This window comes from Paenibacillus sp. FSL R5-0887 (assembly GCF_038002305.1).
In the GTDB taxonomy this organism is placed as follows: Bacteria; Bacillota; Bacilli; order Paenibacillales; family Paenibacillaceae; genus Paenibacillus_AQ; species Paenibacillus_AQ odorifer.
In genome coordinates this window covers 2610054-2626546 of record NZ_JBBOCE010000002.1, presented here as the reverse complement: position 1 = coordinate 2626546, position 16493 = coordinate 2610054, and the positions used below count along the sequence as shown (strand labels likewise).

The 16493-nt window shown below is 44.3% G+C and carries 12 protein-coding genes; 4 read left to right on the top strand and 8 right to left on the bottom strand.

Translation table 11 applies throughout. The features are described from left to right. Positions 1 to 12 precede the first annotated feature (12 nt). Positions 13 to 1293, top strand: a complete 1281-nt coding sequence (locus MKY14_RS29380; protein ID WP_076123808.1) for a hypothetical protein — start codon at positions 13 to 15, stop codon at positions 1291 to 1293. A gap of 44 nt (positions 1294 to 1337) precedes the next feature. Further along, the gene (locus tag MKY14_RS29375; protein ID WP_076123809.1) at positions 1338 to 2525 is read left to right on the top strand and encodes a copper amine oxidase N-terminal domain-containing protein; all 1188 of its coding nucleotides are present in this window, start codon (positions 1338 to 1340) and stop codon (positions 2523 to 2525) included. A gap of 139 nt (positions 2526 to 2664) precedes the next feature. On the opposite strand, the gene MKY14_RS29370 is transcribed toward MKY14_RS29375, so the two are convergent. The 7 genes from MKY14_RS29370 to MKY14_RS29340 form a co-directional block, all read right to left on the bottom strand. Further along, entirely contained in the window at positions 2665 to 3471 is an 807-nt protein-coding gene (locus MKY14_RS29370; protein WP_340977970.1) for a helix-turn-helix transcriptional regulator, read from the bottom strand. Between the two features lie 739 nt (positions 3472 to 4210). After that, positions 4211 to 7219: an efflux RND transporter permease subunit gene (locus MKY14_RS29365; RefSeq protein ID WP_076282445.1), complete on the bottom strand. Its 3009-nt coding sequence runs from the start codon at positions 7217 to 7219 to the stop codon at positions 4211 to 4213. A gap of 277 nt (positions 7220 to 7496) precedes the next feature. Then, positions 7497 to 8651, bottom strand: a complete 1155-nt coding sequence (locus MKY14_RS29360) for a cation:proton antiporter (RefSeq protein WP_076123814.1) — start codon at positions 8649 to 8651, stop codon at positions 7497 to 7499. Positions 8652 to 8874: 223 nt separating this feature from the next. After that, positions 8875 to 9198: an L-rhamnose mutarotase gene (locus MKY14_RS29355; RefSeq protein ID WP_038573529.1), complete on the bottom strand. Its 324-nt coding sequence runs from the start codon at positions 9196 to 9198 to the stop codon at positions 8875 to 8877. 122 nt (positions 9199 to 9320) lie between these two features. Further along, positions 9321 to 10481: an ABC transporter permease gene (locus tag MKY14_RS29350; RefSeq protein WP_340977967.1), complete on the bottom strand. Its 1161-nt coding sequence runs from the start codon at positions 10479 to 10481 to the stop codon at positions 9321 to 9323. Beyond that, positions 10474 to 11646 carry an ABC transporter permease gene (locus tag MKY14_RS29345; protein WP_248549033.1) on the bottom strand — a complete coding sequence of 391 codons (1173 nt, stop codon included), beginning with the start codon at positions 11644 to 11646 and terminating at the stop codon, positions 10474 to 10476. Before MKY14_RS29345 ends, MKY14_RS29350 begins: the two co-directional genes overlap by 8 nt. Before the next feature lie 17 nt (positions 11647 to 11663). Beyond that, on the bottom strand, positions 11664 to 12599 hold the full coding sequence (locus tag MKY14_RS29340; RefSeq protein ID WP_036678569.1) for an ABC transporter ATP-binding protein: 936 nt from the start codon (positions 12597 to 12599) through the stop codon (positions 11664 to 11666). Between the two features lie 164 nt (positions 12600 to 12763). Here MKY14_RS29340 and MKY14_RS29335 point away from each other — a divergent pair, with 164 nt between their 5' ends. Together MKY14_RS29335 and MKY14_RS29330 are read left to right on the top strand one after the other, a co-directional pair. Continuing rightward, positions 12764 to 13921 (top strand): sensor histidine kinase, encoded by a 1158-nt coding sequence (locus MKY14_RS29335; RefSeq protein WP_340977965.1) that lies wholly within the window; start codon positions 12764 to 12766, stop codon positions 13919 to 13921. 17 nt (positions 13922 to 13938) lie between these two features. Then, positions 13939 to 14592: a response regulator transcription factor gene (locus MKY14_RS29330; RefSeq protein ID WP_280753169.1), complete on the top strand. Its 654-nt coding sequence runs from the start codon at positions 13939 to 13941 to the stop codon at positions 14590 to 14592. Positions 14593 to 15092: 500 nt separating this feature from the next. Here MKY14_RS29330 and MKY14_RS29325 read toward each other — a convergent pair whose 3' ends face one another. Next, a complete protein-coding gene (locus MKY14_RS29325; RefSeq protein ID WP_076144674.1) occupies positions 15093 to 16403 on the bottom strand; it encodes a PDZ domain-containing protein in 1311 nt (436 codons plus the stop codon). Positions 16404 to 16493 lie beyond the last annotated feature (90 nt).

The window sequence follows — 16493 nt, the reverse complement described above, 5'->3', positions numbered from 1 at the left end:
GTTGCCAGCTAAATGTTAAAGAAATCAGCTCTCTTGATACTCTCCTTCTTATTACTCCTATTGCCGCATTCCATTACAGTTTATGCTGATACGCAGGTATCCAGCGCAATAAAATCGCTTTCCATGGAAGAAGCAATCCAGTTAGCATTAACTAACTATGTAGATATCAAGCTCTCACAATGGAATATTGCAGAAACGGATTCCAAATTTTCATATGTATCATCTGAAGAGAAAAAGTTGGAGCAAAAAAATGTAGTCACAACCAGCGGGCTGCTGCCAGTAAATCCTGATATTTTTATCAATAGTATTCCTGGTTACGGTGATTTAAGTGAAGAAGAACAGGCAGGGGTCAATCAATCCATTCTCATTCAAATTATGATTAACACATCTCTGAATCAATGGGTTAGCGCTCAGAATGAAAGCCAAAACAGTTACAATCAAGAGACTAAAACAGTGCAGCTTAAGGAATTTCATGACCAGTTACGCACATTAGAAACAGATAAAGTAATTAATCAGTTACGACTTCAAAAAACAGAAGCCCTCATCCGCTACTATGCTGTGCAGAAATATTATCAACTCTCTTCTCTAAAAAAAACGATTGAATATGACAAACAAGAAAGCCAATATTGGTTTCAACAGTCTGAGGATACCTTGCGGTCCTATGAGCATGGTCTTCTGTCTAAGAGAAGTTTGGACGATTTTAATCGTAAAAACATAGTACAAAAATCTATTTTTGAACGTAACCTTCGAAGTTATGAAGCTCAGTTAGAACAATTTAAGCTTGAGTTAGGATTATCATCCTATTCAGAAGTCCTTCTAGATGATGTCATTTCCAGTACACCAGAGCCTGTGAATTGTAATACAGTAATTAGCCTCTCTAGTAATTATGATTTACGCGAAGAAGATGCACGTATCACACTCGCCAAAGATAATCTTGACGCAGCTAAAGCTTCCGATGCTGAACTCATCACTTATTATTCAGTCCTATGGTCTAGCCAGATTGCACACAAAAATATAGTACAACAACAACTCGAAGAAAAACTGGCTAGTTATAAGCCGGAAGCAAATGAAATTGATTTTGAATATTCAGAACTAAAAGAGCAGCAATTGGAACTCGTACGCGTCTCCCAGGATAATGATACTCTCCTAAATAGCGGGTTAATCTCAGCGGCTCAGGCAGATCAGGACAAGCTGGATTTACTAAACTTAAATCGGCAATTCGATAAGCAAAAAGTAAAGTACGGTTTATTCCAAGCAAAAGTTACTTTGGCTCTTAGTGGAGTTATCCTCTAATAACCATTAATTTATCATTCATAACCCAAAGGAGATATCACAAGATGAAAACCATATCTAGCCTAATCGCAGCAACTCTTCTTTCTACCGCTATCGCCTGGCCTGTCCATGCCGCAGAGAAGCCAATCTCCATTCAGATCAATCAGCAACAGCTCGCACTGAAGGGACAGGCTCCCTTCAATGATAATGGTACAATTGTCGTTCCTTTTCGCCCGGTTTTTGAAAAACTAGGACTTTCAATCGATTGGAATCAAACCACAGGTACCATAACGGGTACTAAGGAAGGGCTTACGATTACACTGCAACTAGGCAGCAAGCAGGCCAGCGTCAATGGTGTAATAACCCAACTTTCTGTTGCCCCTAAGCTCATCAATAATTCCACTTACATTCCGCTGCGCTTCGTTGGGGAGGCTACAGGTAATGAAGTCTCCTGGAATGCACACTCGAAGACAGTAACCATTACAGGCAAGACTAACCAGGTAAACCCGCAGGAAATCAATGCTTTTTTTGAAAAATACGTAACCTATACCAACAATGAGAATTATGAAGGGTTCATGAGCCTAATCGATAGCAAGTCTCCTCTTGTGATCATCGGGCCACAGATTAAGAGCCAAATGGAACAATACGATCTGACCACTTCACTTGATCAATTAGAGGTTATCAGCCTTCAACCCACAGAGGCTACGGTTCACACCGTTGAAACGACTACACACCTCAGCGGTCCATTCACCTTAGACAATACCTCTGAATATATTTATAGCTTAACGCGTACTGCCAGCACTGAAGACTGGAAAATCAACAACCTGCAGATTAAAGGCGTACAATATATACTCCCAGATAAACTGCTGAACGCTAAGCCAGCTGTGACGAAGTCGGATGAAACGGATATATTAGCTGTGCTTAAGAGCAACTTGGACTATACCAATGCAGAGAATATTCAAGGTGTGCTATCTACTATTGATCCTGAGTCCCCTGCTCTCGAACAAACCAAACAGCTCTTCAGCCAAATTTTCACAGTCTATGATCTAAAGTTCACTCTGGAATCTGCCAAAATCATTCATTATACCCAGGATACCGCAGCCGTATATATGGTTCAGACGAGCATCAAGCTTAAGGGTCCTGAGTTTCAGGATAACCGCTCCACCTCTGTCACAACGCTGAAGAAATCCAAAGCAGGCAAATGGATGCTGGATCAGACCTATCCGATTAGTGTAGACAAGTTAACTCCATAATTATAAGGATTTGTAACAAAACAAAAAAACGGCAAGCCCCATTAACCCGGAGGCTTGCCGTTTGCTTATCTAAAGCGCCGGAGCTCAATCTTACCCGCTTCCCCTACGTTCTCTGGCTGATACGGATATAGAACAGTTCCTAAATAGTTGGGACCACAATGGCCAATCTTTCAATCAATTCCCATCTCTCGCTGATATTCATCTTACTGTAAATACTCTTAACGATATTCCGCACAGTTCCCTCTTTCACATTAAGGTCGTTGGAAATTTGCAGCGCCCCTTTTCTTAGTGCCCAGTGATACGCTACCTCTCTCTCTCTAGGGGATAATCGATATAAATCACACTTCTCCTGAAATATGTACTCAATTAACTTCGGGCTTCGTTCCTTCAACTTCAACACAATCTTTTCGGATAATTGTTTAATAAAGAGAATCGAAAAACCAAGTTGCCTCTCGGCTTCAAATGAGATGTCTATATATCCACATATACAATCATTTATCATTATAGGAGCGCATACACAATTCCACTCTTTAAACATTGGCATACTATGCTCTTCTCCACGCACTACTGCAATTGACTCAACCTCCATCGCTAAAGAAACTGCATTCACTCCAGAGATTTGCTTCGAAAGATTAGTTCCACTCCTAATTCCATAATGATCTACTTTCTCCTGAAACGTTTCGAATGGACTGACAATATTAATAATATTGCCGGCTCGATCTGTTAAGAAAAAGACAAAGGGCAATAAGAGAAATTCCATTACTTTCGCCAATTCTGAATGTAATACTTCAACTAAAATCTCGCAGGGAACCAGCTCTTCTATAGAAAAGGATTTTTCTGTTTTGAGGTTACTCCAGGGTTGGCAAAATTCACACACGGAATTATTAGATTCTTTATCTACATCATCTACCGTAAACCAGGCACGTTCGCATTCAACAATATTCAAACAATCCATTCTCCCAACTTATGGTATTAATGAAACAGAGCATATCATATCACTCCCTTCAAAGGAAAACAATGACATAATTAGTTAGGGTTGTGGGAGATTAGTAAGAATTGAAATAACATTGTTTGGGTTATTTTTCTATGGCCGATTATTTGATAAGAAATTTTCACCTGTCCTGTATTCTTGGAATTTCGTCAAAAAAGAATAGAGCATAACAATTACCACTTGTCTATATCCTACCTAGAATATATACGAAATCCATTTTTTCTATGAAAATAGGGATATTCGTTGATTAGAAAAAAATTTCACAATGGAGTCTGAGACTAGCGAGAAATCATGCTCAACATATTTATATCTGCTACCCTGAAAGGAATGAATTCCATCAAGAGTTTAGTAGGGATTTTCAGTAGAAGGTATACAAAGTCTATTCCATTTTTACTTTTGTTTTCATTATTTATATTGGCATTTTCTGCGGTAAATAGAATATTTCCAATAATATCTTTCTTAATAATTATGTTAAATGCTCTGTACATTGTTGTGAAAATAGCAATATTTAAAATTAAAAAATAAATATTTATTTCAGGGGGGGGATATTGCAATCTGGCAAAGCGCCTTTCAGCCTTTCCTAAACAAAGTTTTGGCTATTAGTGTAGACAAGTTAACTCCATATTTATAGGGATTTGTAACAAAACAAAAAAACGGCAAGCCCCATTAACCCGGAGGCTTGCCGTTTGCTTATTTAAAGCGCCGGAGCATTAGTCTTTTCTGCTCCTTTACGCTCTTTTGCCGATTTACGGAAGTAGAACAACTCGTAAATCGCCGGCACTACAATCAGCGTAAGCAGTGTTGCTGCGGTTAAACCGCCAATGACTACAATCGCCAAGCTTTGCGAGACGATGCTGCCCATCTCGGCATGGCCGAACAGCAGCGGTGTCATGGCGCAGATGGTGGCGATCGCCGTCATGAGAATCGGACGCATCCGTGTTCCGGCAGCTTCTAGAATAGCCTCGTGGATACTCATATTGGCTTCATTTTGCTTAATCCGGTCAATGAGCACAATGGCATTCGTAACAACAATACCTATTAACATCAACGCCCCGAACAGAGCTGTGAAGTCAGGCGTTACACCGGACACGATAAGTCCAACAATCGCACCAATCGCTGCGAGCGGCAAGGAGAACATAATCGCCAGTGGAGCCCGAAGGGTTTTAAAGGTGAGTACCATAATCAGATAGACCAACCCGATGGAGATCAATGCCGTCATGCCCAAGTCGTTGAAATCCTCTGACTGATCAACTGACGCTCCGCCTGCAAATAAGGTCACGCCTTTCGGAAGTGTAAGACTATCGGTTTCTTTTTTAATATTCGCACCGATCTCAGATACCTTCTTCGGATCAACCTCTGCTGTAATTCGTACATACGGCTTCCCATCTTTATGGAACAACATTGCAGGCTCATTCCGAACCTCATAAGTTGCGAGCTGAGACAGTGGCTTCGGCCCCTCAGCCGTCATGAGCGTCAGCGCTTTTAAATCCTGCTCCGTTTGCGGCTGAACCATAGGATCTAACACTACACCTGCTGCGTCACCATCGAGCTCAATTTGCCCCATTGGAATCGGATTAAGCATCGCTGACAGCTGCATTGAAATCTCTTGCGCATTACTTTGCGCCGGATCTACCTTAAAGGAAAATACAGGTTTCGTGTCCTCCATATTGCTGCTGACTTTTTGAATTCCCTCTACGGTCTTCAGCTTAGCGGTGACTTCTGTTGCTACAGTAGTAATATCTGTAAGATTATCTCCGACAATATCAATATATTCACTGGTAGAGCTGGATCCCATCATACTCATTTGGTTAGCAACAAGTGTTGCTCCAGTGTATGAATCTTTTACCTCACGAACATGATCAATAAAAGCCTGAGCATCTGCACCTTTTTTCATAACAACGGTATAGTCCACTAAGGTTTCAGAGGTAACACTCCCCCACTTAGCGGCGTCCGCACTATTCCCTGATTGCATGATTACCGTTTCTGCTTGTGGCTGCTTCATCAAATCTTGTTCTAACTGCTTTCCCTTTTCCAAAATATCTTTGACAGGAACATCCTTCGGATAATTCATCTGAACAGAAACATAGCTGGCATCCGAAGCATCGAGCGCCCCTTTGGGCATAGTCACATAAGCAGCAATGGAGCCAATCAGAAGCAGGAGACCCAACGATAAGCTAACCCATTTACGGCGAAGATTCCAGTCCAGAAAGCGGATAAACCATTTAGAAGGTTCGTGTTCTTTCATTGATGTTCTTCTCAGCAGCCATGAGCTTAAAAGAGGAACAACCGTCAAAGCTACTACTAGTGAAGTAAGCAATGAATAGGTCACTGTTAAAGCAAACGGCAGTAGGAAAGCTTGCAAACTACCACGCAAGAGACCCATCGGCAAAAATACTGCTACGGTAGCAATGGTTGATGAGGTAATCGCTCTAGCCACTTCCCCAGTTGCACTAATAATCATTTCACGGGAAAAGGGTTCTTTTTGCAGCCTACGGTAAATGTTCTCAATCACCACGATACTATCATCGACCAAACGGCCTACCGCAACCGCGACTCCCCCGAGTGTAATGATATTCAAGCTTATGCCGGAAATATTCAGCAGATATAAGGTGACTGCTAACGAAAGTGGGATGGATACTGCCGTAATCAGAGTAGCCCGCAGGTTACGCAGGAACAACAGAATCACAATCGTCGCAAATAATGCACCTAGCAATACCTCACGCATCATACTGTTCACCGAGCTAACTACCATATCCGATGTACTGAATACCACTGCTGCTTCTGCATTAGGAATGGTTGTATTAATATGATTTACGGCAGCCTGAATGTTATCTCCGACACTGACTGCATTCGCATTAGCCTCTTTGGTCACTATGGCGAATAGAACGTCTTTCCCGTTCGAACGGCTGACACTTTCCTGATCCTGCTTCAATTCGACAGCAGCGATATCCTGTAGCTTAACGCCCGCAGATACAGGAAGCTTTTTCAAAGTATCCATACTATCTATCGTAGAAACTACGTTAACATTGCCGGTCTGCCCACCAATCGTTTGCTCCCCAAGGGATGCCGATACATTACGTCCTTGAAGTAAACCTAATACTTGTGGAGTCGTGACTCCCTTCTCAGCCATTAATTTCGGGTCCAGCTTAACGCTGACCTGCGGAGTTACCTTACCATATAAAGCAACGTTCGCTACCCCTTCAGCTTTTTGCATCTCTGGAATGATAGTTTCTTCCGCAAGCTTAAGATTCTCTTTAGTCAGGCCTTCGTCAAAAGCAAGAGTAACCTGTGATACAGGAATCATGGAGGTATTCAACTGAAGTACAAAAGGAGCCATTACCCCTTCCGGGAACTTCAATGAATCGACGACCTTCTGAACCTCCTGCGCAGCATCCTTCATATTCGTTTTCGAATCATAAAAAATATTTACCTGCGCATATCCGTCTCCGGAAGTGGACAGTATTTCCTTCTTCCCTTTCACAAAAGCTGCTCCAGCTTCTATCGGCTTCGTTACATTAGTCTCCATAGCATGTGTATCCTGGCCAGGACCCAGCACAGTTACAGTCACTTGAGGATTATCCGCCTCTGGCATAAATTCCATCGGTAGCGAAGTGTAGCTCATCCCTCCCACCACAAGAGCCATGACTACTAAAAGCCCCACCGCAGCCTTGTTACCGAACGACCATTTTGTTAACCATTTCATTTTCTTTTTCCCCTTCCACTCCACATGATTTCTGGCACTCCCCTTATGTCTGTTTGATTATGTATTAATTTCCATCCCGAGATTTAGTTTAGTCATTTTTGGCTGAACTCAAAACAGCCCTACGGCTGGTTTCGTACTCAGTCTTAAGACGGGGAACTTTCCCCTTCTGTAGACAGATCCCCGTCCTTTTTCTTCATGATGGCAACTGGAACGTGAGCATAAAAAAAGAGCCCCGTTAGCCATATAAATGACCAACAGGACTCCCTTTTGTTATGGTTTATTTCCCTTCCGCACGTACTGGATCACGGAACATAAATTTCAATAGTGGCGGCGTTACAAGTGTAGTTACAATGACAACAATTATGACCGAAGTAAAATACTGTTGCTGTAACAAGCCGCTTTGCAGCCCTGTGGCGGCAATGATCAACGCAACTTCCCCCCGTGAAATCATCCCAGACCCAATAATGGCAGACGAGTGGTTATCAAAGCCTGTAAGACGCGCACCCAGACCGCCACCAAACAGCTTGGTCAGAATGGCAACAACCGTAAGCAAGATCACGAAGCCTATTTGACTGCCTACTCCTTCAAAGGAAACACTAAGTCCTATACTTACAAAAAAGACCGGCACAAAAATCGAATAAGCAATCGGCTCGAGCTTGGATTCTACCGTGTGCTTAAAGGAAGTTTGCGAGATAGCAATCCCAGCCGCAAAGGCACCAATGATTCCTGCCATCCCCATGATTTCAGCAAAATAGGCGAATGCGAAACAAATCATTAACGCTGCTGAAATAATCGCCTCTGTCACCTTCAACGGAGCCATCCATTTCATGACCCGAGGAACAATGAACCAGCCGGCAATAATCGCTACGGCAAAGAACAACACCTTTTTCCCAATTAAAAGACCAATAGAAACGTCTGTACCTGTACCAAAAAAGCTCATCAGAACAGCGAGCAAAATAACAACTAGAATATCATCTACTACGGCAGCCCCCAGAATTGTAGAGCCTTCACGTGTGTTCAGCTTATTCATATCTTTTAACACCTGCACCGATATGCTGACCGATGTTGCACTAAGAATAACGCCCATAAACAAAGCATTATGATAAGCAAAACCAAACATTTCTCCTAAGGCGAACCCACCCAAAAAGGGTAATATAATTCCACCGACGGCTACTGCAAAAGCTGATTTCCAGTTCTTGCGCAATTGATCCAGATCCGTCTCAAGCCCCGCTATGAACATTAACAGTAGAACACCGATCTCAGAGATATAATGAATAAACTCTCCATCCTGAACCCAGCCCAGTACCGCAGGCCCCAGTATGATTCCCACAATAAGCTTACCTAGCACAGCTGGTTGCCCAAGCCGCACAGATAGATCACCAGCTACTTTGGTGAACAATATGATCAGCATAAGATATAAAACAAACTCCATCTTTCAATCCACTCCCTTGTTGTATATAAGAACTGCCAACCAGGAGCTTCTCCAAGCCAAAAAAAGACAAAGAGGAGCCCTTGTTGACAGGCTCCTCCAAAAAACAAATAATTATTCAATTTAACTTTATAAATTATATTATACCTATATTTAAAATAACTGTAAACCAGATGCGCCGATAATATAAATTATGCACATTTGATTTGTTCTAGAATTGAATTGCTTATTTCAGATAGAACACTTCACGTAAGGGCTGCATAGGCACCTCATCATTGAAATCAAATGACCCTTCAACCATCTTAGAGGTAATCGCATTCCAGCGGTTGCAGGCATCACTTTTGGCAATGTAATCAAAAGCCGCCTTACTATCCTCACACTCATAACAGTAAAAAAATTGATTGCCATTCTGAAAGATGGAATAGTTAGAAATACCAGCCTTACTGTGCTCCTCCAAAATTTCTGGCCAAGGATTTAAATGCATAGCTACATACTCCTCTAAACATTCTTCCTTCACCCGCCATGTCCAAGCCAATTTATTGCTGCTCATCTGCTCATCCTCCTAGAAATCCCCTCTTTTACACATATTAAGAACTAGGGACATTTGATACCTATTATTGTACCTGAATAGAGTAGTCCAAGCTATGCATATCTATATGATCTGTAAATTTTTTAAGCGTTAATTCCGGCTTCACTCGGACGTAGAATAGCAGAACCAATCGCCAGCAGCACCGCGGCCATAAGACCCAAGATGGCAAAAGGCAGCCATAATTCATTCCAGCCTCCACCTGTAGCAGCGATATCGATCGCTTGGATCGCCCATTTTTGCGGTACAAAATTAGCTGCCTTCTGCATATAATCCGGCATAATGGATAACGGCCAGAAACAGCCTCCAAGCATACAGGTCGGGGTCAGGATCAGCGAATTAAGCATGCCAGTATTATTGGGATTGCGAATCAGACCTGCTACCGTACTGGCTAAGCCCATGGAAACGAGCATAAATGCTGCAAGAACCAAAAAATACAAGTAGAGCGGTAATCCAAAGTCAAACTGCAGTACATAACGGCCCAAAGCAAGTACTACAACAATTTGAATTAACCCAACAATGAAGCTTCCCAGAAAATTACCGAGGGCAATCTCATACGAACGAACCGGGGCACTGAACATACGTTTCATTGTTCGTTCTCTTCGATCATCCATAATAAGCGACACTGAACTTGTAACCAGCCCCATTAAGAACATCAAAGTAAATCCTGTGACGATGCTTAAGCCCTCTTTGGGATATAAATCATAATCTGTTCTTATACTGCCTACACTATGTTGCTCAGCTCTTTGCATTACGGCAGCAAACTGTGAGTCCGAGTCCGTAGCCTCAGTCCGAGCTGCTCCAATTAGTCCAGCAGTGTTTCGCATTTCATCAGCAATTACACTGATTTTCATTTTTACCATAATGGATGTTTCAGTAGCCTTAAGCTCATACACACTAATTTGTGGCTCTTCTCCAGCAAGCAGTGCGGAGGTGAAGTTTTGCGGTATCAAAATACCGGTTTCTCCGTTCTGATCGATAATACTCTCCCTCAAATCAGCCTCATCTGTCTTCTCTACCAGCTTATAATCACCGGTATTCTCCAGCTCGGTAAGCAAATGTTTGCCCGCTGCACCATCGTCCATATTCGAATATAAAATAGTAGCCGGTCTCTCACCCATACTTCCACTAATTGCTACTACCCCGGCCACGACAAGACATGGCAGAAGAATATACGAAAGCAGCCCATTCCGAGAACCAATCGTTCTTTTCACCATATTCCAAGCAATCGTTAAGATCTTATCCATGGTAACCTACCTTCCGGTACGAGATAACCGCTGCACTGAATAGAACCAGACAGATGATCGACAAGACCAGCAGATTCGGCAAAATCTCTGAGACCTCTGCATGCAGCATCATTTTTAGAACAGCTTGTAGTACCCAGTGATTCAGGGTAAATGCCCCGACCGAGTTCACCCATGATTCCGGAAGTGGAGCCATCCCTCCACTAATGAAGGTCATGACCACAGTGATAACATTAACAATACTTCCTGCACTTGCTTTAGTTTTGCAAAACATTGAAATAACAATCGATAATGTCATGGAAGCTATGATCATTAAGAGACAGAAGAGCAGCAGCAAGCCCGGACGATTGCCCCAATTTACGCCAAACAACAAATGAGTCAGGATAATAATCGCTGCGCACTGCACTACACTTACAACCCCTACGCCTAGCATTTTACCAATAAACAGCTCAGAACCTTTTACCGGCATTGAGGTTATTCGGAAGAGGGTGTGATTTTCTTTTTCATTAAAAAGAGAGCTGCTGACGGTCAAACCGCTATATAGCAGAAACATCAGCATCATGGATACCGCATAGAATTGGGAGGCTGTATAGGATCGGCCACCTTCACTGAGCGCCCCAACCTTAACAGAAGGCTGCTCTCCCAAACTTGGTGCAGTAGCAGTCAAAGCTTCTGGACCCAACGTCATAGCTACGGATTGCTTATAGTTAATATTGTTCAAAAAGTTATCGAATACCGTCCCCGCAACCATGTTATCTGTCCGATCTTTGCCCAGAACAAACTCTAACTGTGCAGTTTCGCCGCTTTGTACTTTCTTATCGAAGCCTAGGGGAACAATAACCGCATAACCATATTTCCCGGCGCGCAGGCCGCTTTCCGCTGTCTCTCGGCTCCCTACTTTGACCGGAATAATGATATCCTTAAGCTCCGGCGTCTTCAAAAAGCTGTCTATCATCGCCGAGCTTTCATACCCTTCTCCAGAAAGATTAACTACACCAACACGTACAGGGTCAATCTTAGACGCTGCCTTATCACCGATTACACTGGAGAGGGAAGCACCCAGCAGAAAGATCAAAAGCAGCGGTAGCAGAAACATATTAATGATGATTGAGCGTGAAATAAACAGCCTGCGAAGCTCATAAATCATAATTGTCCAAATATTTCTCAAAACGTTCTCTCCCTCCTTTAATCTCGCAATGTCCGTCCTGTCAAACTAAGGAATAATGTCTCCAGATCCGGCTCCTCAATATTTAAAGAACCAATAACGCCTTCATGTTTAGCAAAAATAAATAAGATATCCTGCAGCTCATCCTGTGAGGAGGGGAGATACATTTCTACCGTTCCCTCTTTACTTTCCACTCTCGTGATCCGCGGGTGTAGACTAAGCTCATTGATTAGCTCCGGGGTGATGTTCGTTGCTTTGACCACTATTTTTTCTTCTTGAGAAACCCGTTCCCGCAGCTCCTTTTCCGTGCCACAAGCAATGATATGTCCCTTATCCATAATCGCTACCCGATCACAAATGGCTGCAACCTCTTCCATATAATGACTAGTGTAGATGACAGTTGAGCCAAGTCGATTCAGCTCTTTGACCGACTCAAGGATATGATTACGAGACTGCGGATCAATCCCTACGGTCGGCTCATCCATAATAATCAGCTTTGGATGATGCATGATGGCACAAGCGATATTCAAACGTCTTTTCATCCCTCCGGAGAAGGTGGCTGGTTTTTCTTTGGCCCGGTCACTAAGTCCTGTGAAAGCAAGAGCTTCCGCCACCCGCTCTTTCAGCAATTTTCCCCGCAAGCCATACAATCTTCCGAAAAAAGTTACATTTTCAGCTGCTGTCATTGTATTGTACAAAGCCAAATCCTGCGGAACTAAGCCGATCTTTTTCTTAACCTCCAGTGCATACGAAGAGACTGATAACCCATCAATAACAATGTCTCCACTATCAATCTTTAGCAGGCCGCAAATCATACTTATAGTTGTACTTTTGCCCGCCCCATTCGGCCCTAGCAGGCCAAAGATCTCTCCTGCTTGAATCGTAACATTCACATGATCTACCGTTAATTTGTTCTCATACCGTTTCACCACATCGGTCAACACCGCGATTGCCATCTTTTATCTCCCCTGTCGTGTGTGCTTCTATATTTTCAATTTTATTCTAGGTTGAATTTTTACGGATGTACGAAAGGTCATTTTTTGAAGGTGACTAAAGTCATCTCCTGAAGTAGTGGGATAATATGCTAAGATTATTAAAAAACATAAAGGATGACTAAGGCGTGCCCAGAGAGCTAAACTTATTGCGTTACGGACTCATCTTAATCCCTGCGTTTATTACCATTTATGTCTATCAATATAACGATTATGGAATCTTCACGCTGCATATCCTGATGCTTCTATTCCTTGTGGTCATGGTGCCAAAGCTCCCTCGATCCATTCATGCTTTGATTAGTATCATTGAAATCTTGTTCACGGCCTGGTTATGTTATCAATATGGCAGCATGATGATTTTTCCTGCTATATCAGCACTGCTTTATTATTCCAGACTCCAGCCTAAAGCGGTGCCTTACGTGTTCACAGGTGTACATCTGATAGCTTTGAACGTTGCACTCCAGAATTCTCCATCGCTCGTAGTGACTTACATTAACCTTTCATTTCTGCTCACTGCCTACCTAAATAAGCTATTATTGAAAGCTGGCCAGCGGCGCGAAGACACTCTTCTTCTATATGATGAGTTGCGCAAAAAGCATTTCGAGCTTGATGAAGCTCGCAACCGCCTGCTGGAGTTCAGCGCGCAAGTAGAAGAGTCTGCCCAGTCCAAAGAGCGCGTCCGAATCTCACGCCAGCTCCATGACGATATCGGCCACCGGTTAATCCGGATTAAAATGATGATGGAGGCCGCCCTCCAGACCTTGCCCACCTCTCCCGAGAGCGGAATGCAAATGATGGAATTGATTCGTGACCAGCTGTCGGCTAGCATGGACGATATGCGGTCCGCAGTTAAACGTATCAACTATACCCCGAAGCTTGAGGGAGCTTATGCGTTAGACCGGCTGCTCGAAGAGATTGGGCGTGAGACGGGGATCGAGACCTCATACCAAGTACAAGGCATACCTTATCCGCTCTATCCTAGTATTCAAGTGATCCTGTACAAAAACGCCCGTGAGGCTATAACTAACGCCTTGCGGCATGGAAAAGCAACGTCCATCCGGATCAAAATTGACTATGTGCAAGCAGGAATCACTATGGAGGTTAGCAACAATGGATCACTTCCAGAAGAAGAGAAGCTCCGCAAATTATTGGGGAGTGGTGGGGACGGGATGAAAGGCATGTACGAGCGCACTCATCTGATCGGTGGAACACTCGAACTAAGGCAGGAGCCACATTTTACAGTCATTACGCGGCTGCCCATTTATAAGCAAGATGAGATTGTATAACGAAAGGAGCCATGCTAATGATTAAAGTGTTAATTGTTGATGACGACCCCTTTATTCGCCAAAGTCTGCAAGTATTGCTAGGGATGGACCCAGATATTGAAGTTGTTGGAGCAGCTTGTGAAGGTAACGAGGCTTTAGAATTACTTCAAGAAGGATTAATGGCCGATGTGGCTCTGATGGATATCCGCATGCCCGGCTGCGGTGGCGTTGAAGGAACGGAGAAGATTAAGCAGGCTTTTCCGCAAATTGCAATATTGATGCTGACCACCTTCGACGACGATGAATATATCATTGAGGCACTGCGTAACGGAGCTAGTGGATATTTGCTCAAAAACATACCGCCAGACCGGATCATCCAGGGCATTAAAACGGTTTTTGAAGGGAACATGCTTATCCACCCTGATATCGCCCGCAAGCTGGCAACCTTTCTGCAGCCTACGGCACGGCAAGAATTGCCACAGGTACAGCCACTGGAATCCTTCGGATTGACCAAAACAGAGCTGGCTGTAGTGGCTTCTATCGCTGAGGGGCATAGCAACAAAGAAATCGCCGGACAACTTTTTTTAAGCGAGGGCACCGTCAAAAATTACATAACGGATATATTAAGCAAATTAGAGCTCCGCGATCGTACGCAAATTGCAATTTTTTATTTGAAGAACATGCAAGGTTGAACTAGTAACATATAGCATATGAATAGTCCACTGCCAAAGTTAGTTTTTCTTACGGACTCCAGTGACGCGCTGCTCCTTGGACGCGGGTTCGGACTCCAGCGACGCTGCTCCTTGGGCGCGAGTTCGGACTCCAGTACCGTTACTCCTTGGGCACGGGCTCGGGTTCGGACTCCAGTGACGTTACTCCTTGGGCGCCGGTTCGGACTCCAGTGACATTACTCCTTGGACGCGGGTTCGGACTCCAGTGACGCTATTTACAATTTTATCGGCGTTTGAGCAGAGTTTCGGACCCCAGCGACGTTATTCCTCAGAAAGAGGCTCATTTGGGGTGTTTTTGATGCCAATAGCGCCTTTTGGGTCCGTTACCATTCTAAAAAAGCGAAGATGCTGTGATTAGGGGCAACTGGGTCCGATAGCAACTTCTCGCACGCGAAATTACCATCTAATCAAAAACAAAGATACCCCATTCACCATTTCATGGCTTATAGGGCATCTTCTAGTTATCCTTCCGCTGATTCCTGCTTGGCTTCAGTGGTTTTTTTTCGTTTAAGTTGGCCGTCCGGAAGATTCCGGCTGCGTATGCCTGTCTTCATCCCGATGATGCTGTAGATGCTGGAAGGCTTCGCCTCAGCGGTAATCATCCCATCTGTCTCCGGCACCAAAATAATGCCGAGCTGATGGTGATCCCCATCATAGATCGGGCTTTGAAGGTATTTACTCTCCCCTTCACGGTTCAGCACCTCCAGCTTGCAGAACGCTGGATTCATGCGCAGCGCCTCATGTAGCTGCGCCGCATCGGTCAACAGGACCCCGTTGACCTTCAGTAAGATCTCGCCGGGCAGGATGCCCAGCTCTTGACCGGGACTGCCCGGCAGCACGGCCAGCACTTTGCGGCCGCGCGGTGGATGCACGAAGATGGGGCTGATGCTGCGCTCTTCCAGAGCGCTGTACCAGCTTAACCCTTCGTGCAGCACAATAGCTGCGAGCGCCGCGACCAGAGTCAGCGGGCTCCACCAAGCGGCAAGCAGGCTTAAGCCGAGCAGGACGATGCTGTAGATCAGCAGTCGTCCTGCAGTGCGGGCCGCCTTGCGCCCGGGCAGCATGCCCTGTGTCATCTCGCTGAAGCCGATGATGACGGGCAAAGAGACGATGCCAAGGCTGCCGCCGAGCAGCGAGTGCCATGGCAAATCCGTTCCTGCTCCCGATGGGAGCAGCAGGAACAGCGGCAGCGGCCAGAAGGCCTGCAGCTGATAGCCGCCGACGACCATGCCGCGCTTTCCCTTCAGGAAGAGCGGCGTTGCAAGCTTGGCCCCTTGTCTGCGGGCCAGCAGTGCCTCCGCCATGTGCAGCAGCGCAGCTAACACTAGCAAAGCAGGAATATCCATCTCCCGTATGGCGGTGGTAATATTCCCTACCGTTCCACTATCTAAAGCATCTGGAAAGAAAGAAATTACAAACTGAATGATACCTAACAAGCCTATAGAATACGCAAAGCACAAATACCGTACACGCAATAGCGACAACACGAGACTAACTACCCAAATGCAGGCTACAGCGGTACCTGATAATGATATTCCTAGCAGAACGGCTGCTATAGAGACGACCAAACCCATGACTAGACCACTCCATACCGTCCGCCACGTTTCCTGACCCCAGCTATGTAATTTCACATGTATCAGCTTTCGTTCTAATGCCACCTGCCTACGGTAATATAACGCAATAAATATAATAGCAATGTAGTAATACGGCTGGATCAATAAGTGTAAGAACGCAGTGCCCAAGCTTCCTAACAGTTCCTGAATCACATTCAAACTGTTCGTCACACTCCTTTTCGTCCGATGACTGATTTGTATATATTCTAATTCCTCTACGTCGGTTGGCATTTTCTTATCTAAAAGAAA